General features: G+C 67.5%; 21 protein-coding genes and 1 pseudogene. 10 read left to right on the forward strand and 12 right to left on the reverse strand.

The window, feature by feature from the left end; all coding sequences use genetic code 11:
• Window positions 1-21 precede the first annotated feature (21 nt).
• From SL003B_RS07840 to SL003B_RS07860, 5 genes are all read right to left on the reverse strand, one after another.
• The gene (locus SL003B_RS07840) at window positions 22-1434 is read right to left on the reverse strand and encodes a coiled-coil domain-containing protein (RefSeq protein ID WP_013652300.1); all 1413 of its coding nucleotides are present in this window, start codon (window positions 1432-1434) and stop codon (window positions 22-24) included.
• Between the two features lie 24 nt (window positions 1435-1458).
• Window positions 1459-2397: a DUF6384 family protein gene (locus tag SL003B_RS07845; RefSeq protein ID WP_013652301.1), complete on the reverse strand. Its 939-nt coding sequence runs from the start codon at window positions 2395-2397 to the stop codon at window positions 1459-1461.
• Between the two features lie 57 nt (window positions 2398-2454).
• On the reverse strand, window positions 2455-3624 hold the full coding sequence (locus tag SL003B_RS07850; RefSeq protein WP_013652302.1) for a hypothetical protein: 1170 nt from the start codon (window positions 3622-3624) through the stop codon (window positions 2455-2457).
• Window positions 3625-3839: 215 nt separating this feature from the next.
• Complete coding sequence (locus SL003B_RS07855) at window positions 3840-4781, reverse strand: pseudouridine-5'-phosphate glycosidase (protein ID WP_013652303.1); 942 nt, start codon at window positions 4779-4781, stop codon at window positions 3840-3842.
• Window positions 4782-4842: 61 nt separating this feature from the next.
• Window positions 4843-5763, reverse strand: a complete 921-nt coding sequence (locus SL003B_RS07860) for a PfkB family carbohydrate kinase (RefSeq protein WP_013652304.1) — start codon at window positions 5761-5763, stop codon at window positions 4843-4845.
• Between the two features lie 272 nt (window positions 5764-6035).
• On the opposite strand from SL003B_RS07860, the gene recA reads away from it, so the two are divergent.
• The 4 genes and pseudogenes from recA (at window position 6036) to SL003B_RS24105 (ending at window position 11599) form a co-directional block, all read left to right on the forward strand.
• Window positions 6036-7109, forward strand: a complete 1074-nt coding sequence (gene recA / locus SL003B_RS07865; protein WP_041375434.1) for a recombinase RecA — start codon at window positions 6036-6038, stop codon at window positions 7107-7109.
• A gap of 324 nt (window positions 7110-7433) precedes the next feature.
• Window positions 7434-10097 carry an alanine--tRNA ligase gene (gene alaS, locus SL003B_RS07870; RefSeq protein ID WP_013652306.1) on the forward strand — a complete coding sequence of 888 codons (2664 nt, stop codon included), beginning with the start codon at window positions 7434-7436 and terminating at the stop codon, window positions 10095-10097.
• Window positions 10098-10300: 203 nt separating this feature from the next.
• Window positions 10301-10969: pseudogene (locus tag SL003B_RS24100) on the forward strand (ion transporter); the annotation flags it as partial.
• Window positions 10970-11062: 93 nt separating this feature from the next.
• Complete coding sequence (locus tag SL003B_RS24105; protein WP_422613602.1) at window positions 11063-11599, forward strand: cyclic nucleotide-binding domain-containing protein; 537 nt, start codon at window positions 11063-11065, stop codon at window positions 11597-11599.
• Window positions 11600-11865: 266 nt separating this feature from the next.
• Here SL003B_RS24105 and SL003B_RS07880 read toward each other — a convergent pair whose 3' ends face one another.
• The gene (locus SL003B_RS07880) at window positions 11866-13083 is read right to left on the reverse strand and encodes an NADP-dependent isocitrate dehydrogenase (protein ID WP_013652308.1); all 1218 of its coding nucleotides are present in this window, start codon (window positions 13081-13083) and stop codon (window positions 11866-11868) included.
• A 265-nt stretch (window positions 13084-13348) separates the two neighbouring features.
• Between SL003B_RS07880 and SL003B_RS07885 the strand changes: the two genes are divergently transcribed.
• Entirely contained in the window at window positions 13349-14221 is an 873-nt protein-coding gene (locus tag SL003B_RS07885; RefSeq protein WP_013652309.1) for a bifunctional helix-turn-helix transcriptional regulator/GNAT family N-acetyltransferase, read from the forward strand.
• 113 nt (window positions 14222-14334) lie between these two features.
• On the forward strand, window positions 14335-14646 hold the full coding sequence (gene cutA, locus SL003B_RS07890; protein WP_013652310.1) for a divalent-cation tolerance protein CutA: 312 nt from the start codon (window positions 14335-14337) through the stop codon (window positions 14644-14646).
• 108 nt (window positions 14647-14754) lie between these two features.
• Here cutA and SL003B_RS07895 read toward each other — a convergent pair whose 3' ends face one another.
• Entirely contained in the window at window positions 14755-16986 is a 2232-nt protein-coding gene (locus SL003B_RS07895; RefSeq protein ID WP_041375435.1) for an NADP-dependent isocitrate dehydrogenase, read from the reverse strand.
• Between the two features lie 296 nt (window positions 16987-17282).
• Complete coding sequence (locus SL003B_RS07900) at window positions 17283-17843, reverse strand: HdeD family acid-resistance protein (protein ID WP_013652312.1); 561 nt, start codon at window positions 17841-17843, stop codon at window positions 17283-17285.
• Window positions 17844-18057: 214 nt separating this feature from the next.
• Between SL003B_RS07900 and SL003B_RS07905 the strand changes: the two genes are divergently transcribed.
• From SL003B_RS07905 to rpsD, 3 genes are all read left to right on the forward strand, one after another.
• Window positions 18058-18888, forward strand: coding sequence for an RNA methyltransferase (locus tag SL003B_RS07905; protein ID WP_242390350.1), 831 nt, complete (start codon window positions 18058-18060; stop codon window positions 18886-18888).
• Window positions 18885-19673, forward strand: a complete 789-nt coding sequence (murI, locus tag SL003B_RS07910) for a glutamate racemase (RefSeq protein ID WP_041375436.1) — start codon at window positions 18885-18887, stop codon at window positions 19671-19673. Before SL003B_RS07905 ends, murI begins: the two co-directional genes overlap by 4 nt.
• Window positions 19674-19992: 319 nt before the next feature.
• Window positions 19993-20610 carry a 30S ribosomal protein S4 gene (gene rpsD, locus SL003B_RS07915; RefSeq protein ID WP_013652315.1) on the forward strand — a complete coding sequence of 206 codons (618 nt, stop codon included), beginning with the start codon at window positions 19993-19995 and terminating at the stop codon, window positions 20608-20610.
• Window positions 20611-20720: 110 nt separating this feature from the next.
• Here the strand turns inward: rpsD and SL003B_RS07920 are convergent, their stop codons facing one another.
• Window positions 20721-21446: a proteasome-type protease gene (locus SL003B_RS07920; protein ID WP_013652316.1), complete on the reverse strand. Its 726-nt coding sequence runs from the start codon at window positions 21444-21446 to the stop codon at window positions 20721-20723.
• A gap of 257 nt (window positions 21447-21703) precedes the next feature.
• Here SL003B_RS07920 and ttcA point away from each other — a divergent pair, with 257 nt between their 5' ends.
• Complete coding sequence (gene ttcA, locus SL003B_RS07925; protein ID WP_013652317.1) at window positions 21704-22672, forward strand: tRNA 2-thiocytidine(32) synthetase TtcA; 969 nt, start codon at window positions 21704-21706, stop codon at window positions 22670-22672.
• 39 nt (window positions 22673-22711) lie between these two features.
• Here ttcA and SL003B_RS07930 read toward each other — a convergent pair whose 3' ends face one another.
• From SL003B_RS07930 to SL003B_RS07940, 3 genes are all read right to left on the reverse strand, one after another.
• On the reverse strand, window positions 22712-22981 hold the full coding sequence (locus tag SL003B_RS07930; protein WP_013652318.1) for a hypothetical protein: 270 nt from the start codon (window positions 22979-22981) through the stop codon (window positions 22712-22714).
• Window positions 22982-23184: 203 nt separating this feature from the next.
• Window positions 23185-23517 (reverse strand): Grx4 family monothiol glutaredoxin, encoded by a 333-nt coding sequence (gene grxD, locus SL003B_RS07935; protein ID WP_013652319.1) that lies wholly within the window; start codon window positions 23515-23517, stop codon window positions 23185-23187.
• 92 nt (window positions 23518-23609) lie between these two features.
• Window positions 23610-23843: a BolA family protein gene (locus SL003B_RS07940; protein WP_013652320.1), complete on the reverse strand. Its 234-nt coding sequence runs from the start codon at window positions 23841-23843 to the stop codon at window positions 23610-23612.
• Window positions 23844-23880 lie beyond the last annotated feature (37 nt).

Below are 23880 nucleotides of genomic sequence, written 5' to 3' on the forward strand. Positions count from 1 at the left end.
CTGTCGTCGCGCCGTTCGGCGTCAGAATGTCTCTCCGGTCGAAAAGCCGTCGCCGCCCGATCGGCCGCCGCCTCCGGAGCGTCCGCCGGAGCCGCCGCCCATCGTATGCGGCAGGCCGAAGCCGCCGGGAAAGGCCGTCCGGCCGCCGCGAACCTGCTTGCGGCCGTGGGCCTTTTTCGCCCTTGCCCAGTAGTCCGACCCGGAGATCGCGCCCTTCACCAGTTCGCCGAGCAGCACGGTGGTCAGGTTGTCGTCGGAGAAGGTTGAATCCCAATCGTCGTAGCCGCTCTGGCGGAACTGGCGCGATACCTTGGTGAGTTCGTCCCCCCGGCGGATCAGGTTGCGCTGCAACTCCCGGTCCTGGCGCACCTCCCGGCTCAGGTCTTCGATGCGCTCGCCGAGATCCTCCAGACGGCGGACGATCTTCTCGTCGTCGGGGGACGGGGTCGCCAGCGCCTCTCGCCAAAGATCGCGCAGGTCGTCCCCCTTCAGCGCCTCGGACAGGGCGCTCTCGGCCGCCTTGTAGATCTCGTCTTCGCCTGAGGCATAGGTCTGCAGCGTCGCTTGAAGGGCGGCGGTCTGGTCCTCCAGCCCTTCAAGCTCCCTGTCGAGCGCCGCCAGCGTGTCGCCGAGGTCGTCGATGCGCTGGGCGATATCTTCGCCAGCCAGATCTGTCGCCGCCTTGCGGCTGAACGCGGCGAGCGCGTCCGCCTCGGCCCGGGCGGCCTCCTCGCACCGTTCCGCATGGCGCGCCAGCCGGTCGGGGATCTGGGTCAGCAGGGCGTAGTTGGGCCGGGCATCCTGGAACCGGATCAGGCCCGCGACCCAGCGGTCGAGGGTGCGCACCAGCCCGCGCCGGTCGTATTGCGCGGTGCCGAAGCCGCGACCCCAGAGGTAGACGAACAGCGGGTCGTTCTCGTAGGCCTTGCCCTTGGCTGCCCGGTCGGCTTCCGCCGTACGCGCCTTCTCGCGCGCGGCCTCGGCGGTGCGCAAGGCGGTTTCGGCCCGCTCGCGCTGGGCGAGGAAGGCCGGATCGCCGGCCAGCCGGGTTTCGACAGCACCCATCAGCTTGTCGAGCCGGTCGGCGGCTGCCTCGCGCTCCTCGGCAAGGCGGTCGCGTTCGCGCTGGCGTTCGCCGCGCCGGGCATCCGCCTGACGCGTCTCCTCCGTCAGTGCCTGCAGTTTCTCGTTCCGTTCGTCCAGCAGTCGGCGCGCCTGCCGCGCCGCCGTGCTGAGACGACCGCCGAGCGCTTCGGCTGCCTGCGTCTCCAGGCGGAAGCGGGCGAGTTCCCGGTAGGCTTCGCCCTGCTGGGCGTGCAGGTCAGAGATCGCCCGGGTCGCCCGGTCGATCCTGTGGTTGAGTTCGGCCTCCTCGCGACGCAGGTCGGACAACGCCTGTTCGATGGATCCGAGGGTCTGGCGTCCGCTCAGCATCGTCTCACGCTCCTGCCGTTCGTGTCACCATGCGGTGATCGCTCCGCTCACGACGGGTCTGGTCCAGTCGATGGAAAGTTTGCCGCGGACCTTAATGCCGAGGAGCGCGTTCTGGACGATGCCGTCCGTCTGCTTGTCGTCGCGCACGTCGTCGAACACCGCCTGGGGCACGCGCTGGGCCCAGATCCTGACCCGCTTCGGCTGGCCGTCTTCCTCCGACACGATGGTTCGTTCGATCGGCCTGCCGTCCGGGCCGATGGCCTCGACCACGAGATAGTAGTTGCGCGTCGAGCGGTTGACGTCGGGAATGCGGGTGACGCCGGTCGGTGTTCCGGGCCGCGACACGATGCGCACCTCGAATGTGGTTGCCAGTTCCGTTTCCAGGGCCTTGAGGTCCGAAACCGCCTTCCGGGCCGCTGCGGCCTCTCCGGCGCCTGCCGCGCGCCGTCCGTCCGCGGCAAGGGCCGTGGCGCGCTCGAGCGCGGTCGCGTCGGCGCTCATGCCGGCGATTGCGGCTGCGACGGCATCGAGCGCGGCGGGGATCTCCTGCGTCAGCTCGATGCGCAGCGTTTCCGCTGCCCGTTCGCGCGGCGCGATCACAAGGACCTGCCAGGCGACCGCGGCGAGGCCGACGACGATCACCGCGATGGCCAGCCATTTCGACCAGACCAGGCGCCGGACATAGGCAAGGGCAAGCAGGCGCGCGAAACCGGAAGCCGGCGGCGCATAGACGAAGCGGTCCTGCTTTAGCCCCTCGACGCCCTCGCGCAGGGTGCGGTCGGGTACCTCGATGCCCTGGGAGGCATATATCTCGCGCAGACGCTCGATCATGCGGGCGTCCCGGTCTTCGACGCCGAGTTCCTTCATCACCAGGGCTTCGTCGTGGCGCAACGTGTCCACGACATCCATGGCCATCATCAGTTCGTCGAGGGGAGCCCGTTCGTCCGCCGGCCTGTCCGCCATCCTGTCACTCCGATGCCGGGCGCCCGGGCCGTACCGTCCGGGCCGTCCGGTTGCGGATCACCTCCGCAAAGCGTTGCCTTCCGCAGCCAGCCGCGCCAACCGGCGCTTGCCCTCCTCGACGGCTTGACGGATCTCCTCCGAATTCTTCGTCGACAGCTCGCGCATCTCGTTGATGATCTCGCGCGAGTGGACCTGGAAATTGACCACGGAGTCGACCAGCATCTTCACGGAAGCCGCCTGCACCGTCGGGCCGTAGCCTGCCTTCAGCGCCGCCTCCTGTACCGCGTCGCCGATTTCGGCCAGGGTCTCCAGGCTCTTGGAGACTCCCTCCTTCATGGCGTTCAGCGTCTCGGTCGACTCGTGCAGGCCCTGCAGTCCGGTGAAGGAGGCGTTGAGCGCGGTCAGCACGGACTCGTTGGTCGAGAAGAAGCTGACAGCCTGCGCATAGACCCGCTCCTTGGCGCTGGTCGTCTGCATCAGGCGCGCCATGATCACCTCGGAGGTGTTGTAGCCGATGGTCAGGTTGTCGGCGAGGTCCTTGGCGACCTGGTAGCGCTTCTCCTCCTCCTGCATCGCGCGCATCTTCTCGTCGCGGGCAAGTTCCAGCCGCGCCTTGGCCGCGGGATCGTCGCCGGTGAAGTCGGCGACGGCCTTGGATGCGGTCTCGAGCGTCGCCTTGGCACCGTCGAGCTTTGCCGTCGCGGTGTTCAGGACCTCCAGCGCCAGCACCTCGGCCTGCTTGAGTGCGCCACGGTAGTCGAGATAGGCGTTCAGGATCGTCTGCTCGCGGGCGATCTGGTCCTTGGTGTCGCGAGCGACATCGACATAGGTCTTGCGGATGTCGTCGAAACGGTCGGAGATCGTGCCGCGGCGCATGTCGCGCCACCTGTTGGACAGGTTTTCCATGAGCGAGATCCTGCCGTCGGCGAGCTGGTCGACCAGCGCCTTGGCGTCGTCGCGGATCGAGTTGAAGGCCTCGGTGATCGCCTCGTAGCGCTCGCCGATGGTCATCGCCTGGATCTGGGTACGCACGATCTCGTTGAAGGTCGAAGCCTGGCCGAGGGTACGGGTGATGACGGCGATCTTGTCCGGCGACAGGTCGGAAATCTGTTCCAGCAGCGCGTTGATCGGCGCCTCCTGCTGGGTCTCCGGCATCAGTCCCAGGTTGCGCAGCGCGCCGACTGCCCGGTCCAGGTACTGAAGGGGGGTAAGGGCCGTCTCCGTCATGTTGCCGCTCCTGCTTGCCGCTGCTGCATGCCGCTCCCGGTTGACCAGCCTCCGCCAGGACCGGGCCGCGCCATGGTTTCGAGCCGGATAAAATAGGGCAGGCCGGACCGGTGGAGTCAACGCTTCGCGCTGCCCGCCCGACCATATCCGCCCGCCCTGTCACCGGAACGCGACAGTCGGCGCGGCAGACGGATGACGTATCGTGCGTCCCTGGGCTACCGCGCGGCGGCGATGGCGATTTCGGCCGCCAGGCGGGCGTTGTTGCGCACCAGCGCGATGTTGGTTTCGAGGCTGCGCCCGCCGGTCAGGTCGAGGATTAGCGCCAGCACGAAGGGGGTGACGTCCTTGCCGCGGATCGACCGGCGCGCCGCCTCGGCCAGGGCCGCGTCGATGTAATCGGCCATCTCGGCGCGCGGGATCTCTGCCTCTTCCGGCACCGGGTTGGCGACGAGAACGCCGCCGTGGTTGCCGAACAGCCGCCGCGTCGCCAGCAGCCGGGCGATTTCCTCCGCGCTGTCGAGCCGGTACGGGGCGGCGAGACCGCTCTTGCGTGACCAGAACGCCGGCAGTTCGCCGGTGCGGTAGCCGACCACCGGCACGCCGCGGGTCTCCAGGACCTCCAGGGTCTTGGGCAGGTCGAGCAGCGCCTTCGCGCCGGCCGCCACCACGCAGACGGGCGTGCGCGCCAGCTCGTCGAGGTCGGCGGAGATGTCGAAGCTGTGCTCCGCTCCCTTGTGCACGCCGCCGATGCCGCCGGTGGCGAAGACGGTGATGCCGGCGGCATGGGCGGCCATCATGGTCGCCGCGACCGTGGTCGATCCGGGCCGGCCGGTGGCGACCGCATAGGCGAGATCGGCGCGCGAGCATTTCATCACCCGTTCGGCGCGCGCGAGTCGCTCCAGGTCGCCGTCGTCGAGGCCGATGCGGATCCTGCCGTCGAGCACGGCGATGGTCGCCGGCACCGCACCGGCGGCGCGCACGTCTGCCTCGACCTGGCGCGCGGTCTCGACGTTTTTCGGCCACGGCATGCCGTGGGTGATGATGGTCGATTCGAGCGCCACCAGCGGGCGGTCCTCGGCGCGTGCCGCCGCGACCTCGGCGCTCGCCGCGATCAGCTCGGCGGCGGCATTTGTCTCGGCACCGGATCCAGCCGTCACGATCGTTCTCCCGCTCGCGTGTCCTCGTCGTGCCGCTTATAGCCACGCGGCGGGGCAGCGTTCAATCGCGATCCATGCCGGCGACGACCGGCCAGGTCATACCGGAGGGCACGGCGCCGGATCCGCCGAGGGCGCATTCGGCGGCGCGCAGGCCCGTCTCCAGCGCCTGTGCCAGTGGCCGGTCGCGGACCAGCGCCGCCAGGGTTCCGGCGATCAGGGCGTCGCCCGCCCCGGTGACGTCGACGATGGTGCAGGGACGCGGTGCGATCGAGCCCTGGGTTGTGCCGTCGCGCCAGTGCAGCGGCGCGGCGCCGTCGCTGATGGCCAGCGCGCGCACGCCGCGTTGGGCCAGCCGCTCGCCGTGGTCGGAAAGCGGCACGGCTTCCGGCAGGCCGGTGAGGGCGGCCGCTTCCGCCCGGTTGAGGACCAGCAGGTCGAGGCGGGCGAGAACCGCCTCGAGCCGTGGCGCCTTGGCGATGGAGACGGCATCGGCGGCGAGATGTCGGTCGCCGGCCGCCAGCGCGATCCGTTCGAGCACCGCGCCGGGCAGGTTCGCTTCGGCGAACCAGAGGCCTGCCGCCGCGATTTCCGGGTGATCGAGGGCGAGGGCGTCGGCGTCCAGGGTGTCGGTGATGCGGGCGTCGACCACGGCGGCGGCGAGGCTGCCGTCGGGATCGTGCACGGCGAGATAGCGGCCGGTCGGAAGGTCGCGGCGCTGGACGGCCCCGAGCGAGATACCCTCGCGCGCAAGTTCCGCGGCCAGGCGGTCGCCGTCGGCGTCGCGTCCGAGCGCGCCCGCCAGTGCGCAGGAGATGCCGAGGCGTACCAGCGTGCGCGCGACATTGGTGGCCACGCCGCCCGGCGCCGTCTCCGTCACGCCCGGCGTCGACGTTTCGCGCCGGGCCGGGCGCGTCGCGTGCGCGATCACGTCGACATGGATGGCGCCGAAGCAGGCGGCGGCGGGCTGGGGCGGATACGGCATGGCGGCAGGCCTCGCAGGGACGAGCGGATGTAGCAGCGGCGGCGCGCGACGGCAAGCGGACCCGATTCTGTCCGGCGGCGGCGGATCGTCGTGTCGGCCAAAAAAATTCCGCTACGTAAATTTTAGCGGAAAGAGCTGGAACATACACTGAACATGATGAATTTTATCGTGTTTTTTCAGCTTTTTGTTTTCCCTTGGCGAGTTGGAACAAATGGAGTACAAAAGCTTGGTTTGAAACGGCGGGTCCATCGTGGAATAAGGAGCCTGAACCCATGTCGCAAAGTTCACTTCGCCTTGTAGAGAGCAGCCAGATGGACAAGACCAAGGCGCTGGATGCAGCGCTGTCGCAGATCGAACGGGCCTTCGGCAAGGGCTCCATCATGCGCCTGGGCCAGGGCCAGGCCGTCGAGGTCCAGACCGTCTCCACCGGCTCTCTCGGGCTCGACATCGCGCTCGGCGTCGGCGGCCTGCCGCGCGGGCGCATCGTCGAGATCTACGGTCCGGAATCCTCGGGCAAGACGACGCTCGCCCTGCACACCATCGCCGAGGCGCAGAAGCTCGGCGGCATCTGCGCCTTCATCGACGCAGAGCATGCGCTCGACCCGGTCTATGCCCGCAAGCTCGGCGTCAACATCGACGACCTGCTGATCTCCCAGCCGGACGCCGGCGAGCAAGCTCTGGAGATCGCCGACACGCTGGTGCGCTCGGGCGCCATCGAGGTGCTGGTGATCGATTCCGTCGCGGCGCTGACGCCCAAGGCCGAACTGGAAGGCGAGATGGGCGACAGCCTGCCGGGCATGCAGGCGCGGCTGATGAGCCAGGCGCTGCGCAAGCTGACCGCCTCGATTTCCAAGTCTAACTGCATGGTCATCTTCATCAACCAGATCCGCATGAAGATCGGCGTCATGTTCGGCTCGCCGGAAACCACGACCGGCGGCAACGCGCTCAAGTTCTACGCCTCTGTGCGCCTCGACATCCGCCGCATCGGCTCGATCAAGGACCGCGACGAGGTGATCGGCAACCAGACCCGGGTCAAGGTGGTCAAGAACAAGCTGGCCCCGCCGTTCCGTCAGGTTGAGTTCGACGTCATCTACGGCGAGGGCGTTTCCAAGATGGGCGAGTTGGTCGACCTCGGCGTCAAGGCCGGCATCGTCGAGAAGTCTGGCGCCTGGTTCTCCTACAACAGCCAGAGGCTCGGCCAGGGACGCGAGAACGCCAAGCAGTTCCTGCGCGAGAACCCGGAGATCGCCGCCGAGATCGAGTTGGCAATCCGCCAGAACGCCGGCCTGCTGTCCGACGCGATCATCGATCCGGACGGGGTCGACGAGGCCGGGCTCGACGACTGAAGGCTTCGCCCTGACGACGCCCCTCGACGTCGCTGCCTGGATGTCGCTGTCCGGACACCCCCTTTCGGACAACCTGGCCGGCATCTCTTCCAGATATCCCTGGCACCACGCCTCCGGACCCCTCCGGAGGCGTTTTTCGTTGTTCTGCTGGGCGCTTGGGGCGCTGGGTTCTGGACACTCAGGAGGCCGAAAGCTAAAAGGCAACGACTTCCTTGCGCACGGCAGACCGGCGCGGAGACCCTCCCGCGCGCGCCCTGCGCGGCGTCTCCCGCGCCGGCCCGACTGCGGACGAGACGCGGACGACAGGATCAGAGCGAGACCCACATGAGCGGCGTAAACGAAATCAGATCGGCGTTTCTGGACTATTTTGCCAAGAACGGGCACCAGGTGGTGGAGTCCGGCCCGCTGGTTCCGCGCAACGATCCGACGCTGATGTTCACCAATGCCGGCATGGTCCAGTTCAAGAACGTCTTCACCGGACTGGAAAAGCGCGACTACGCGCGCGCCGCCACGTCGCAGAAGGTGGTGCGTGCCGGCGGCAAGCACAACGACCTCGACAACGTCGGCTACACGGCGCGCCACCACACCTTCTTCGAGATGCTCGGCAACTTCTCCTTCGGCGACTATTTCAAGGAGCGCGCGATCGAACTCGCCTGGACGCTGATCACGAAGGAGTTCGGCCTCGCGAAGGACCGCCTGCTGGTCACCGTGTTCGCCGAGGACGACGAGGCGCACGGCCTGTGGAAGAAGATCGCCGGCTTCTCCGACGACCGCATCATCCGCATTCCGACCTCGGACAACTTCTGGACCATGGGTGATACCGGCCCCTGCGGTCCGTGCTCGGAGATCTTCTACGACCACGGCGAGCACATCTGGGGCGGTCCTCCGGGCAGCGCCGAGGAGGACGGCGACCGCTTCATCGAGATCTGGAATCTCGTATTCATGCAGTATGAGCAGACGCCGCAGGCGCGCCTCCCGCTGCCGCGTCCGTCGATCGACACCGGCATGGGCCTGGAGCGCATCGCCGCCGTGTTGCAAGGCGTCCACGACAACTACGACATCGACCTGTTCCGGGCGCTGATCTCCGCGTCGGTGAACGCTACCGGCGTCGAGGCCGACGGATCGGCGCGTGCCAGCCACCGGGTCATCGCCGACCACCTGCGCTCGTCCTGCTTCTTGATCGCCGACGGCGTGCTGCCGTCCAACGAGGGACGCGGCTACGTCCTGCGCCGGATCATGCGCCGAGGCATGCGCCATGCCCATCTGCTCGGCGCGCAGGAGCCGCTGATGTGGAGGCTGGTGCCGGCGCTGATCCGCGAGATGGGCCGCGCCTATCCCGAGCTCGTCCGCGCCGAGGCTCTGATCACGGAGACCCTGCGTCTGGAAGAGGGCCGCTTCCGCAAGACGCTGGAACGCGGCCTCGGCCTGCTCGACGCCGCCACCGTCGACCTGTCGGAGGGCGGCGAACTGGACGGCGAGACGGCCTTCAGGCTCTACGACACCTACGGATTCCCCCTCGACCTCACGCAGGACGCCCTGCGCGCGCGCGGCATCGGCGTCGATACCGCGGGCTTCGCCGCTGCCATGGAACGCCAGAAGGCGGAGGCCCGGGCGGCCTGGGCCGGCTCGGGCGAGGCGGCGACCGATGCGGTCTGGTTCGGCCTCAAGGAGAAATGCGGCGCCACCGAATTCCTCGGCTACGAGGCCGAGCGCGCCGAAGGCGCGGTTGCGGCGCTGGTCGCCGACGGCCGGGAAGTGAGCGAACTGGCGACCGGCCAGTCCGGCTTTGCCGTCTTCAACCAGACGCCGTTCTACGGCGAGTCCGGCGGTCAGGTCGGCGACACCGGCAGCCTGCATGCCCTCGGCGTCAAGGCGCGCGTCACCGACACCCAGAAGAAGGCCGACGGGCTGTTCGTCCATGCGGTCACCGTCGAGGAGGGCACGCTGAGCGTGGGTCTTGCGCTCGACATGATCGTCGATCCGGACCGGCGTACGGCGATCCGCTCCAACCATTCGGCCACCCATCTCCTGCACGAGGCCCTGCGCGAGGTGCTCGGCGGCCATGTTGCGCAGAAGGGCTCGCTGGTCAGCCCCGAGCGTCTGCGCTTCGACTTCTCCCACCCCAAGCCGATGAGCGAGGACGAGCTCAAGGTCGTCGAGGACTATGCCAACGAGATCGTGCTGCAGAACGCAGCCGTCGAAACGCGTCTGATGGCCGTCGACGAGGCGATCGAGAGTGGCGCCATGGCGCTGTTCGGCGAGAAATACGGCGACGAGGTACGCGTCGTGTCGATGGGCACGGCGCTGCATGGTGACAAGGCCGGCAAGGCCTATTCGGTCGAGCTGTGCGGCGGCACGCATGTGCGCCGCACCGGCGACATCGGTCTGGTCCGGCTGGTGACGGAAGGGGCGGTGGCTGCGGGCGTGCGCCGCATCGAGGCGCTGACCGGCCCGGTCGCGCGGGCCTATCTCGACGAGCAGGACGCGCGCGTGCGCGAACTGGCCGGCCTGCTCAAGGTCGGCGCCGCGGACGTCACCGCGCGGGTCGCCCAGTTGGTCGAGGACCGCAGGCGGCTCGAACGCGAACTGGCAGAGGCGAAGAAGAAGCTCGCCATGGGCGGCGGTGGCGGCGAGGCGGGTGCCGCGGTCGTGAAGATGGTCGGTTCGCTCCGCTTGATGGCGCGCATCGTCGAGGGCATCAACCCCAAGGATCTCAAGGGTCTGGCCGACGAGACCATGGCCCAGGTCGGCTCGGGCGTGGTCGTGCTGATCAGCGTCGCAGAGGACGGCAAGGCGGCGATCGTCACCGCCGTCAGCAAGGATCTGACCGACCGGGTCAGCGCCGTCGATCTCGTCCGCCTCGGCTCCGAGGCGCTCGGCGGGCGTGGCGGCGGCGGCCGGCCGGACATGGCCCAGGCGGGCGGTCCGGACGGCGCGAGGGCCGAGGCGGCGGTCGCCGCGATCGAGGCGCATCTCGCCGGGCTCTGAGCGCGACCGCAGACCGGTCGCATCCGGGGCCGCGCCGCAGGCCCGCCGCCTTCGCGGCGCGCTTCGGCCCTGCCGTGCGGGCGAACCGCACCCGGTGCCGTCCTGTCTTCGTTTTACGAAAATTCAGGAGGAAATGGTCTATGAAGGACCGCCGTGCGGGTGTCCCGCGCGGGCCGGCGGGAGCAACCAACGTGCCAGGCGTGATGAAGAAGCGACTCTACGAGCTTCTCGAGGACGGGCGCGAGAGCGACCGGGCCGGCCGCTGGGTGACCCGCGGACTGATCGGACTGATCGTCGTCAATGTCGTCGTGTCGGTGCTTGAGACGGTCGCCGGCATCCGAGCCGTTTATGGCGACGTGCTCGCCGACCTCCAGTTTGCCACGGGCGTGGTGTTCGCTCTGGAATATGGCCTGCGCCTCTATGTCGCCGACCTTCACCCGCCGCTGCGCCGGTTTGGACCGGTTGGCGGCCGGCTCCGCTATGTCCTGCAGCCGACCGCGATCATCGACCTGCTCGCTGCCCTGCCGCTGCTGCTCGTCTTCGTGCTGCCCGGGTCCGCTTTCGCGGTCGTGGTCATCCTGCGCCTGGCGCGCTTCTTCAAGCTGGTGCGCTACTCCCCGGCGTTGCGCTCGCTGCTGTCCGCCATCGCCTCGGAGCAGCGCGCGCTGATCGGATCCTTCATGATCATCGGCGGCATCATCCTGTTCGCCGCGACGCTGATGTACCTGGTCGAGCGGGATGTCCAGCCGGATGCCTTCGCTTCCATTCCCCATGCCATGTGGTGGGCGATCACGACCGCCACCACGGTCGGCTACGGCGACGTCGTTCCCGTTTCCGTCGCCGGCAAGATGCTTGCCGGCCTCGTCATGCTGCTGGGCTACGCCATGTTGGCGTTACCGGTCGGCATTATCGCCTCGGCCTTCGCGCGCGAGATCCACAGCCGCGAATTCGTCGTCACCTGGTCGATGGTGTCGCGTGTGCCGCTGTTCGAGGATCTCAAGGCGGCCGAGATCGCAGAGGTCACCAAGCTGCTGCGCGCCCATCGTGTCGGCGCCGGCCAGGTGATCGCCGAGCGCGGCGACCTCGCCGCCTCGATGTATTTCGTCGCTTCCGGCGAGATCGAATTGATCCTGCCGGGCGAGACCCTGCGGCTCGGCGAGGGCGGCTTCGTCGGCGAACTGGCGCTGCTCGGGGAACGCCGCCGCGCGGCCACCGTGCGGGCGTCCTCGCGCGTCCAACTGCTGGAGTTGGAGGCCGACGACCTGCGCCGGCTGATGGACCGCAATCCGGACCTGGCCAGGCGCATCCTCAAGGAGGCCGGGGAGCGTACGGCGATGGGGCGCAAGGAGGTCGGCGACCTGGCCGAGGAGGAACTGCAGCAGCCCGGCATGGTCGAGGAGGAGGGGGGCGGGTCAGCCGGGGAACCTGAGCCCGAACTGTTCGCGGAGCCGGCCGCGGAGACTGGCGACGGCCCCGAAGAGGTCAGGCCCACCGACGGATGAGGCAGGGCGCCGATCGGCGTCCTCGGAGTGCTGACACCCCCCAAGAAAGAAACTCGTCCTCCCGCACGCAGCGAAGTGCAGATGCGGGATCGGTGAGCCGAGGCCCTCTCGGTCTCCTTCATTGACATCATCGATACCGTGGCTCTCCGGTTCCGGCTCGCAGCTCACGCTTGGCCGGTATGACACGGGAGAGGCTACACGTTTGTCGACAAGCCGAGGGCGCCGATGGGCGCCTCGGCTTGTGGGGGGACCCGTGCTCCCAGGCGCTATTCGGCCGCCATCGCCCGGCGCAGGTTGTCGTCGATCTTGTCCAGGAAGCCGGTGGTGGTCAGCCATTTCTGGTCCGGACCGACCAGCAGGGCGAGGTCCTTGGTCATGAAACCGGCCTCGACGGTGTCGATGCAGACCTTCTCCAGCGTCCGGGCAAAGCCGGCCAGGGCGGCGTTACCGTCCAGCTTGGCGCGGTGGGCGAGCCCGCGCGTCCACGCGAAGATCGAGGCGATGGAGTTGGTCGAGGTCTCGTGGCCTTCCTGATGCTGGCGGTAGTGTCGGGTGACCGTGCCGTGCGCGGCCTCGGCCTCCACCGTCTTGCCGTCCGGCGTCATCAGCACGCTCGTCATCAGCCCGAGCGAGCCGAAACCCTGGGCGACGATGTCGGATTGCACGTCGCCGTCGTAGTTCTTGCAGGCCCAGACGTAGCCTCCCGACCATTTCAGGCTGGCGGCGACCATGTCGTCGATCAGGCGATGCTCGTACCAGATCTTCTTGTCGGCATAGGCATCCTTGAATTCAGCGTCGAAGATCTCCTGGAACAGGTCCTTGAAGCGGCCGTCATAGGCCTTGAGGATGGTGTTCTTGGTCGACAGGTAGCACGGCACCTCGCGCTGGAGCGCGTAGTTGAACGAGGCGCGGGCGAAGTCGCGGATCGAATCGTCGAGGTTGTACATGGCCATGGCGACGCCGGCGCCGGGCGCCTGGAACACCTCGTGCTCGATGGTCTGGCCGTCCTCGCCGACGAACTTGATGGTCAGCTTGCCCTTGCCGGGGAAGCGGAAGTCGGTGGCGCGGTACTGGTCGCCGAAGGCGTGGCGGCCAACGATGATCGGCTGGGTCCAGCCCGGCACCAGGCGCGGCACGTTACGGCAGATGATCGGCTCGCGGAAAATGACGCCGCCGAGGATGTTGCGGATGGTGCCGTTGGGCGAGCGCCACATCTTCTTCAGGCCGAATTCCTCGACCCGCGCCTCGTCCGGCGTGATGGTCGCGCATTTGACGCCGACGCCGTGCTTCCTGATCGCGTTGGCAGCATCCACCGTCACCTGGTCGTCGGTGCGATCGCGCTCCTGGATCGACAGGTCGTAGTATTCCAGGTCGATGTCGAGATAGGGGTGGATCAGCTTGTCCTTGATGAACTGCCAGATGATCCGGGTCATCTCGTCGCCGTCGATGTCGACGACCGGATTGTCAACCTTGATCTTCGCCATGGGTCTGCGGGCCTCGTCTTGGGGGAAGGGAGGATTGTGTGCGTCCGTATACAATTTTTGCCACCGACGCGCAACGGGTGGGGGTGGTTTAGCATTTCCCCTGGCCGAGAGGGAGGCGTTCGACCGCAATGCGGGACCCGGTGCGACGGCGCGTGCCCTTGTGACCGGTTCGGCCCTCCTTGCCGCCCGTGGGATGCCTCTGAAGGCTGCTTGGTCCTGCGTCCCGATTGACAGTCCGATTTATCTGACTTAAGTCAGATAAATCATGCTTGATCCGATTTCCCGAGTCCGTCGTTTCAGCCGGGCCGTCACCTCCCAGGTCGGGGCGCTCGACACCTCGTTTCTCGGTCGAGGCCGCCCGCTCGGCGCTGCGCGCGTGCTCAATGCCATCGGCCACGGCCGTGCCGACGTGGCGGCCGTGCGTGCCTATCTCGGTCTGGATTCGGGGCTGATGAGCCGTCTCCTGCGCGGGCTGGAGGAAGAAGGGCTGATCGTCGTCACGCCCGACCCGGTCGATGCCCGAAGACGCCGGGCGGAACTGACCGAGGCCGGGCGATGCGAATTCGGCGTCTATGAGGCGCTGTCCAACGAACGGGCGGAACGCCTGCTGGCCTCCCATTCCGATCCGGACGTCTTGCTCGCGGCCATGGACCTGATCGCCTCCGCCCTCGGCCGGCAGCACTGGCTTGTGCAGGAGATGGATCCGCGTGACGACGCGGCCCGCTACTGCCTTGGCGAATATTACGCGGAACTGAACCGGCGTTTCGAGACAGGCTTCGAGGCTTCCCGCTCGCGTGATCCGGACGCCGCGGACATGCGCCGTCCGCGCGGCGCCTTCATCGTCGCCCTGTCCGATGGCCTGCCGCTCGGCTGCGTGGGGCTGAAGGGCACGGACCACGGCTACGCCGAAATCAAGCGGCTCTGGGTGGCTCCCGCCGCGCGCGGCCTCGGCCTTGCCCGCAGGCTCATGCAGGCGGCGGAAGAGACGGCGCGCGACCTGTCGATCAGGGTCCTGCGCCTCGACACCAACCGTGCGCTGCCGGAAGCGATCGCTCTCTACCGGAAGACCGGCTGGCGGGAGATCGATCGCTTCAACGACGATCCCTATCCGGATTTCTTCTTCGAAAAGGTGCTGTGAGGCCGGGAAGGGGCTGGGGCCACCTCGATGCGTCGCCGGCGCGGGCCCTCGTCTGGCCTTCAGGCGGCGGGTGGTGTAGGCACTTGGCGAAGCCGTGCCGGGAGACCGAAACGATGCCGATCGCCGTCTGCACCACCACCGCCACGAGGGAGGAAGCACGCGCCATCGCGCGGGCCTGCGTCGAGGCGGGCCTCGTCGCCTGCGCCCATCTCGACGAGATCGACAGCCTCTACGTCTGGGACGGCAAGCTCGCCGAGGACCGCGAGATACGCGTGATGCTGAAGGCCGCCGACGCCGCCTGGCCGAGGATCGAGGCGCTGATCCGGGCGATGCACAGCTACGAGGAGCCGGCGATCTACGTCTTCCCGATCACGGCCGGCAGTGCCTCCTACCTTTCCTGGATCGAGGCCCGATCGGCCGGGTAGCGCCGCCGTTGCTGCGGCACACCGCCGACGCAGGGCGACGAGACGCGTCAAAATGGAAAGGGCGGCCGATGGCCGCCCCCGAGGGTTTCTTACGCTTTTCTGTGAGGCTCAGCCGATGATCGCGTTCAGCGTCGCGCTCGGGCGCATCACGGCGACGACCTTGTCGGCCGGGGCGTGGTAGTAACCGCCGATGTCAGCCGGCTTGCCCTGCACCCCGTTCAGCTCGGCGACGATCTTTGCCTCGTTCGTCGTCAGGGCGTCGGCGATCGGCGTGAAATGCGCCTTCAGCGCCGCGTCCCTGTCCTGGGCGGCGAGCGCCTGTGCCCAGTACATCGCGAGGTAGAAGTGGCTGCCGCGGTTGTCGATCTGGCCGACCCGGCGCTGCGGCGACTTGTTCTCGTCGAGCAGTTTCTCGATCGCCTTGTCGAGCGTGTCGGCGAGCACCTGGGCCTTGGCGTTGCCCTTGGCGTTTGCCAGGTGCTCGAGCGAGGCGCCGAGCGCGCAGAACTCGCCGAGCGAATCCCAGCGCAGGTAGTTCTCCTCCACCAGCTGCTGCACGTGCTTGGGCGCCGAGCCGCCGGCGCCGGTCTCGAACAGGCCACCGCCGTTCATCAGCGGCACGATCGACAGCATCTTGGCCGAGGTGCCGACCTCCAGGATCGGGTAGAGGTCGGTCAGGTAGTCGCGCAACACGTTGCCGGTGATCGAGATGGTGTCGAGGCCCTTGGCGATGCGCTCGGTCGAGTAGCGCGCCGCGTCGGCGGGGGCCATGATCTTCAGGTCGAGGCCGGAGGTGTCGTGTTCCGGCAGGTAGGTTTCGACCTTCTTGATCAGTTCCGCATCGTGGGCCCGGTTCCTGTCCAGCCAGAACACGCCCGGCATGCCCGACAGGCGGGCGCGGCTGACGCCGAGCTTGACCCAGTCGCGGATCGGGGCATCCTTGGTAAGACAGGCGCGCCAGATGTCGCCGGCCTCGACGGCGTGCTCGATCAGGGTCCTGCCGGCCGCGTCGACGATGCGGATGGTGCCGTCGCTGGCCGCCTTGAAGGTCTGCGGATGCGAGCCGTATTCCTCGGCCTTCTGCGCCATCAGGCCGACGTTCGGCACGGTGCCCATCTTGGCCGGGTCGAGCGCGCCGTTCTTTTTGCAGAACTCGATGACCGCGTCATAGACGCCGGCGTAGGAGCTGTCCGGGATCACGCACTTGGCGTCGTGCTCCTTGCCGTCCGGGCCCCAGCCCTTGCCGCCGGCGCGGATCAGGGCCGGCATGGACGCGTCGATGATGACGTCGGAGGAGACGTGCAGGTTGGTGATGCCTTTGTCGGAGTTCACCATGTACATGGCCGGGCCGGCGTCGAGTGCGGCCTTGATGTCGGCTTCCACGTCGCCGCGCTTGGGCTGCGGCAGGGTGGCGACCTTGGCCTCCAGGTCGCCGAGGCCGAGGTCCGGGTTGACGCCGAGCGCGGCGAAGGTTTCGGCATGCGTGGCGAAGACGTCCTTCAGGAAGGCCGAGACCACGTGGCCGAAGATGATCGGGTCGGAGACCTTCATCATGGTCGCCTTCAGGTGCACCGAGAACAGCACGCCCTGCGCCTTGGCGTCGGCGATCTGCTCCACGAGGAACTTGGCCAGCGCCTTCGCGCTCATGAATGTGCCGTCGACGACGTCGCCGGCTTCCAGGGCGAAGTTGTCCTTCAGCACGGTCACCGTGCCGTCCTTGGCGACATGCTCGATGCGCGCCTTGCCGGCGGAGGCGGAGGGGACGGTCACGGACTTCTCGTTGGAGGCGAAGTCGTCATGCTCCATGGTCGCGACATGGGTCCTGGATGTCGGTGCCCAGGCGCCCATCGAATGCGGGTTCTTCTTGGCGTATTCCTTCACCGCCTTGGGCGCGCGGCGATCGGAATTGCCCTCGCGCAGCACCGGGTTGACGGCCGAGCCCTTGATGGCGTCGTAACGCGCCTTGACCGACTTCTCCTCCTCGGTCGCCGGCTCGGACGGATAGTCGGGCAGCTTGTAGCCCTGCGCCTGCAATTCCTTGATCGCCGCGTTCAGCTGTGGCTGCGAGGCCGAGATGTTGGGCAGCTTGATGACGTTGGCGTCCGGCTCGGTGACCAGCGTGCCGAGTTCGGCGAGGTCGTCCGGCTGCTTCTGCGCGTCGGCCAGGTAGTCGGGGAAGGCGGCCAGGATACGGCCGGCGAGCGAGATGTCCTTGATGCCGACGGTGATACCGGCCTGCTTGGTGAAGGCGCGAATGATCGGCAGCAGCGAGGCGCTCGCCAGTTCCGGGGCTTCGTCGACCTTGGTGTAGAGGATGTCTGGACGTCCGTTTTCGGCCATGGTGTCGTTCCTGAGGCTGGATGTGGGATCGGAAGGAAGCGGCAGGCGCGCCGGCATCCGCCCCGGCCGCGCCCGATCGACGAAATCAGCGGACCCTCGAGACGCCCTGCGGCCTCCCGCCGCTGGGTCCCGGTTGCGGTGGACCCTCCCGTTTCGCCGCAGTTTTAGTCGAACCGCCCCCCAGTCGCAACTTGCTCGCCATTCGCTCGCAACTCGGTTGCCGGACCCGCCGCGGCGGATCCGGTCAGATGTATACGCTTGCATTCAATCGAGCGCCAGTGGCCGCCGGTCATACTTTAAGCGACAGGGCGTGCGGCGAGCGCGATGGTGATGTAGCTCCAGCCGTTGAAGGCGACCGACAGGCCGGCGACCAGGCCGAGCGCCCAAGCAGCGGAGGAGGGGAACTCGAACCAGATCAGCACCCCGGCGGCGAGCGAGACGACGCCGGCCGCCGCGATCCAGCCCCAGCCGTCGTGCGGCCTGAGGCGGAAGGCGAAGACGAGTTGTCCCGCTCCTTGCGCGAGGAACACGGCGGCGACCACCAGCGTCAGCGCCAGCGTGCCGGCGAGCGGTTGGGTGTAGATCACGACGCCGCCGATCAGCGCGATCAGGCCGGTGATCAGGTCCCATAGGAAACCGGTCCAGCCCTGGCACCGGAAGGCGTGGTAGATCTGCACCGCGCCGCCGCCGACCAGCACCAGCGCGATCAGCAGGGTTATGGCGATCGACGAGGCGAGCGGCGCGGCGACGAGCACAAGGCCGCCGGCCACGAGCAGGATCCCGAGCAGCAGGAACCAGACCCAGCTTTCCCGCACCTTCTCGCTGTAGTCGGCGCTCTGCCGTGCGCTGTCTGCCATGGGGTTTCGCCTTTCGTCGCGTGTTTCGGTGCCGCCGAGGATAGGCCCGGCCTGCGTCATCGGGAAGACGGGGAGACGACGGGGGGACGATACGCACCGAGCCGCCTGCCTGCCGCCTGCGGCGCGTCAACCGCGCGCTGGCATTTCGCCGCGGCTTCCGCTACATCCCCGGCCCATGACACGCAACGCCAATATACGCGACGAGGCGCTGGCCGTGGATATCCGTCCGCCGGCGGTGATCCTGTGCGAGCCGCAACTCGGTGAGAACATCGGCACCGCCGCCCGCGCCATGGCCAATTTCGGCCTCGTCGACCTGCGCCTGGTCAACCCGCGCGACGGCTGGCCGAGCGACAAGGCGCGCGCGGCGGCGAGCCGCGCCGACCATGTCATCGATGCCGTGCAGGTGTTCGACAGCCTGGAGGCGGCGGTCGCCGACCTTTCCTTCGTCTTCGCCACCACGGCGCGGTCGCGCGAGGTCGCCAAGCCGGTGCGCGGCCCCGACGAGGCGGCGGCGACCGTGGTTGGCTACGGCGCCACGGGGCTCGCCACCGGCTACCTGTTCGGCCGCGAGCGCTGGGGCCTCAACAACGACGAGGTGGCGCTCGCCGACGAGATCGTCACCCTGCCGGTCGACCCGGCCTTCGCCTCGCTCAACATCGCCCAGGCGGTGCTGGTCTGCGCCTACGAGTGGCGCAAGACGGCGACGCGCGGCGCGCTGCCCTTTGCCCTCGACGAGGATGCCAATCCGCCGGCCGGCAAGGCCGACCTCCTGCGCTTCTTCGAGCATCTGGAAGGCGCGCTCGACGGCGCCGGCTTCCTGCGCCCGGTCGAGCGGCGCCCGCACATGGTGCGCAACATCCGCAACATCTTCCAGAAGGCGCGGCTGACCGACCAGGAAGTCAAGACCCTGCGCGGCATCGTAGCCGCCCTGGAGCGCCGGCCGAGCCGGCCGCGCAAGGACATGCCGCCTGAAGACGCCACCGACGAAGGCCTGCTCGGCGGCGAGGGGGGCGAGGCGGGCGAGGCGGGCGAGGGCAGCGCGTGAGCGGCCCCGTGCTCCTGTTCGACAGCGGCATCGGCGGCCTCACCGTGCTGCGCGAGGCCCGCGTGCTGATGCCGGAGCGCAGCTTCGTCTATGTCGCCGACGATGCCGCCTTTCCCTATGGCGGCTGGGACGAGGCGCCGTTGCGCGCCCGGCTGCTGGCGCTGTTCGCCGAACTGTTCGACCGCTTCGATCCGGTCGTTTCCATCGTCGCCTGCAACACCGCCTTCACGCTCGCCGGCGCCGATCTGCGCGCCGCCTTCCCCGACCGCACCTTTGTCGGCACCGTGCCGGCGATCAAGCCCGCGGCCGAGCGCACCCGCTCCGGCCTGGTTTCCGTGCTCGCCACGCCGGGCACGGTGAGGCGCGCCTACACGCGCGAACTGATCCAGTCTTTCGCCAGCCAGTGCCACGTGCGTCTGGTCGGCTCGCAGAACCTCGCGCCCATGGCCGAGGCCTATATCCGCGGCGAGCCGCTTTCCGACGAGGCGGTCGGCGCCGAGATCGCCGACTGCTTTCTGGAGAAGGACGGCGCGCGCACCGACATCGTGGTGCTCGCCTGCACCCATTACCCGTTCCTCGCCAACGTGTTCCGCCGGCTGTCGCCGTGGCCGGTCGACTGGCTCGACCCGGCCGAGGCGATCGCCCGCCAGGCCCGCCGCCTGGTGCCGGCGCTGGCGCATCTGAAGGACCGGACCCAGACCGACCACGCCGTCTTCACCTCCGGCAGCCCCGACTTCCCCACCCGCCGCCTGATGCAGGGCTTCGGCCTGACGGTGGCGGGCTAAGGGCGGGAGACGGTGCCGTGCTGGTCCGGAAGGGCGGGAGGCATGCGGCATTCTTGGCGATTACCGGCGGCAGGTATCCGGGGCACCGAGGAAAAGCCATCGTCCCCCGCGCTTTGCCCGCGTGGCCGTTTGACTTTTCGCCCCACCTCGGCTAGACACCCGCGATCCGCGCGGGGCAGGGCTCCGGGCGGACTACGCACCCGCGGGTTTCCGGCCGGCGCCGCTCAGCCGGGACCCTGTCGATCCGTCGGCCTTCGGGCCTGAGGATAAAGGAGGGCGCGTTTCCTTACAAAAACCACGACACGACAAGGAAACCGCGATGTCGAAGCGCCACAGCGTGAAGCACAAGATCGACCGCCGCATGGGCGAGAACATCTGGGGTCGCCCCAAGAGCCCGGTCAACAAGCGCGAATACGGCCCCGGCCAGCACGGCCAGCGCCGCAAGGGCAAGCTGTCCGACTTCGGCGTGCAGCTGCGCGCCAAGCAGAAGCTCAAGGGCTACTACGGCAACATTTCCGAAAAGCAGTTCCAGAAGGTCTATACCGAGGCCTCGCGCATGAAGGGCGACACCTCGGAGAACCTGATCGGCCTGCTCGAGCGTCGTCTCGACGCCATCGTCTACCGCGCCAAGTTTGTGCCGACCGTGTTCGCCGCGCGCCAGTTCGTCAGCCACGGCCACGTCAAGGTCAATGGCAAGCGCGTCACCATCGGCTCCTACCGCTGCCGTCCGGGCGACGTCATCGAGGTGCGCGAGCGCTCCAAGCAGATGGTCTTGGTGCTTGAGGCCGCGCAGTCGGGCGAGCGCGACGTGCCTGACTACATCGACGCCGACCATGGCAAGATGACCGCTACCTTTGCCCGGATCCCCAGCTTCTCCGAGGTTCCCTATCCGGTGCAGATGGAACCGAACTTGGTCGTCGAATTCTATTCGCGCTGACCGGTTCGCGATCGGAATGTCAAAGGGCTGCCCGTTCGGGCAGCCCTTTTTGCTTGTTTGGCAGCGTTTCGGCGGGTTTCCGGCGGGTCTCTAGCGGTGTTTGCGAGCGCCTAGAGGGGCGGTTCCGGCAGGCCCTTGACCAGGTCCTGCAGACCTGCGCTGTACTGCTCTCGCAACGCCTTCAGATAGTCGTTCTCGATGTTGAAGCAGTATTGCCGCGCGCTCGTGAAGCTGTCCCTGTCGTAGATCATCAGATCGAACGGCGGGCCGACCGACAGGTTGCTTCGCATGGTGGCGTCGAAGGACAGCAGCGTCAGCTTGGCCGCCTCGCTCGGGCTGGTGTCCGAGCCCAGCAGCCGGTCGAGGATAGGCTTGCCGTACTTGGTCTCGCCGATCTGAAGAAACGGTGTCCGCTCAGAGGCCTCCATGAAGTTTCCGGCAGAGTAGATCTGGAACAGGCGGGGATCCTCGCCGGCGATCTGGCCGCCGATGATGAAGGACGCGGACGGATCGCCGTGGGGTTGGACGAATTCGGCCTCGCGGGCGATTACATCGCGCAAGGTGTCGCCGACTTTCTGCGCCGCATCGAAGAGTGTCAGAGACAAGGTGAGATCTCGGCTCTGATCGCCACTGCCATAGCTTTGCTTCAGCCAGGCGATGACCGCCTGCGTCGTCGCCAGGTTGCCGGCCGACAGCACGGTTATCACCCGTTCGCCCGGCGTTTCGAACACCGTCAGCTTGGACACGGTGGCGATCTGGTCGATGCCGGCGTTGGTGCGCGAGTCGGAGGCCAGCAGCAGGCCGTCGCGCAACAGGATTCCAAGGCAGTAGGTCATGGGTCGGGCACCGGCTGGACGTTGGGACGGGACGGGTCGATGCGTATACGCGCGGCTGGCCCGCCGGTTCCTGTCTACAGCATTTCGGGGGATTGCCAAACTGCGGGCCGGGCCGGGCCGGGACGGGTCGGTCCGGCCGGCCGGCCAAGGCCTTGTGCGGCCTGTCGCGCTTCGACGGCACAATTGCGAGGCGGCGAGGCAGGGTATAAACATCGCGGCGAAGCAAGCGCACCACCGAAGGCAACGGGGGACAGGCAGTGACGGATGGCAATGCGACGACGGCCGAGACGGATCTCGACGGGGCGGGGGAAGACGGCGACTGCCCGGCGCTGTTCCGCTCCGCGCCGTCCTCGGTCGAGTTCAAGAAGCTGCGTAAGCGCCTGCTGCGCCAGGCCCGCCAGGCCATCGAGGACTACGCCATGCTGCCGGCCCGCGCGGACGGTTACCCCCCGAAATGGCTGGTCTGCCTGTCCGGCGGCAAGGACAGCTACACCCTGCTTGCCGTCCTCATGGACCTGAAATGGCGCGGATTACTGCCAGTAGATCTGATCGCCTGTAATCTGGATCAGGCTCAGCCGGGGTTTCCGGCCGATGTCCTGCCGGCCTTCTTCGAGAAGAACGCAATAAAGCACGTCATCGTGCGCGAGGACACCTATTCGATCGTCACCGACAAGATCCCTGCCCACAAGACCTATTGTTCACTGTGCTCACGGTTGCGTCGCGGAATCCTTTATCGCATCGCGAGAGAACAGGGGTGCGAGGCGATTGTACTCGGGCATCACCGCGAGGACATCCTCGAAACCTTCTTCATGAACCTGTTCCACGGCGGCAGGCTGGCATCGATGCCGCCGAAACTGCTTAACGACGACGGCGACCTGTTCGTTCTGCGTCCGCTATCCTATTGCTCCGAAAACGATATCGCCCGCTTCGCGCGTGCCATGGCGTTCCCGATCATCCCCTGCAACCTGTGCGGATCCCAGGACGGCCTGCAGCGCGAGGAGATCAAGCGCATGTTGCAGGCCTGGGAACAACAGGCGCCGGGCCGGCTCGGGGTCATGGCGCGCGCCCTCGCGCACACCCGCCCGTCGCATCTGCTCGATCGGTCCCTTTATGATTTCAATGGCTTGAGTCCAAGGGCTGATGCTGTCGAGGCAGCGTCCTCTAGTTCGGAGGAGCCTTGCGGCGCCAGCCTTGCGATGCTCGGTTCCCTGTTCGCCGCGCAGTAGAGGCAATGCCTGCCTCTGAACCTTGGTGGTGGGATCCGCTCAACGGATGTCGCCGAGTCCCTCGAACCCGCCCGCCGGGCGGTTGCGCACCAGAATGACCAGACCAGATTCGGACGGCGCGGCGCCCGCCTTGGCCAACCCGCCGTGGGCGCGACAGAGTTCCTCGTCCGTCAGCCGTTCGGCCGGAGCAAAAATCGTGAGGGTAGAGCACTCCACACGGCGCAGGTTCATCGCCCTGTCGTCCGCCTGCGGCGAGAGGGCATATCCCACCAGACCAATACCCAAAGTCGCGATCGAAAGCTTCAACATCGTCCCCGCTCCCTGATTGGCGGACCTGTCCAGGTCCTTGTCCGACAGGACGGAGAATGGCGGTACACGACTGTACTGACCCTTAATCCGGCATTCACCTGACGTTCATGCTAGGCGATTCGGCAAAAATTGCCGAGCGGGCACAAAACGACGGCCGCTCGCAGGAGCGGCCGTCCACAGCCGGAAGGCAAGACGCGATCAGGTCAGGCGCTCTGCTGGACCGCGATGCCCTTGTCGGTGAAGGCCGACTGCAGTTCCCGGTTCTGGAACATTTCGCGGATGATGTCGCACCCGCCGACGAACTCCCCCTTGATATAGAGCTGGGGAATGGTCGGCCAGTTGGAGAATTCCTTGATCCCCTGGCGGATCTCGTCGTCCTCGAGCACGTTGATGCCCTTGTAGTCGACGCCCAGGTAGTCGAGTATCTGCACGACCTGACCCGAGAATCCGCACTGCGGAAAGTTCGGCGTACCCTTCATGAACAGCACGACGTCGTTGCTGTCGACTTCGTTCTTGATCCAGTCCTGAATGCTCATGTGTCCGTCCTTGATGATAGGCCAGGCATCGAAGGCCTGGAGTTCGGTCGAATTGGGGTGGGCAGGTCCCGTCGTATGTCGGATCGGTTCGATCAGTCCGGCGCGCTGGTCTGCAGCGCCAGGGCGTGCAATGCGCCGCCCATGTTTCCCTTCAGCGCCTGATAGACCATCTGATGCTGCTGGACACGGCTTTTGCCCCGGAACGCCTCGGAGATCACGTTTGCAGCGTAATGATCGCCGTCGCCTGCCAGATCGCGGATCTCGACCTTTGCGTCAGGCAGGGCTGCCTTGATCAGGGTTTCGATCTCGTTTGCGTCCATCGGCATTTGGGCGGTCCTTGTCCTGGTCTTTTTCTGGAGGTCT

This window comes from Polymorphum gilvum SL003B-26A1, assembly GCF_000192745.1.
GTDB lineage: Bacteria > Pseudomonadota > Alphaproteobacteria > Rhizobiales > Stappiaceae > Polymorphum > Polymorphum gilvum.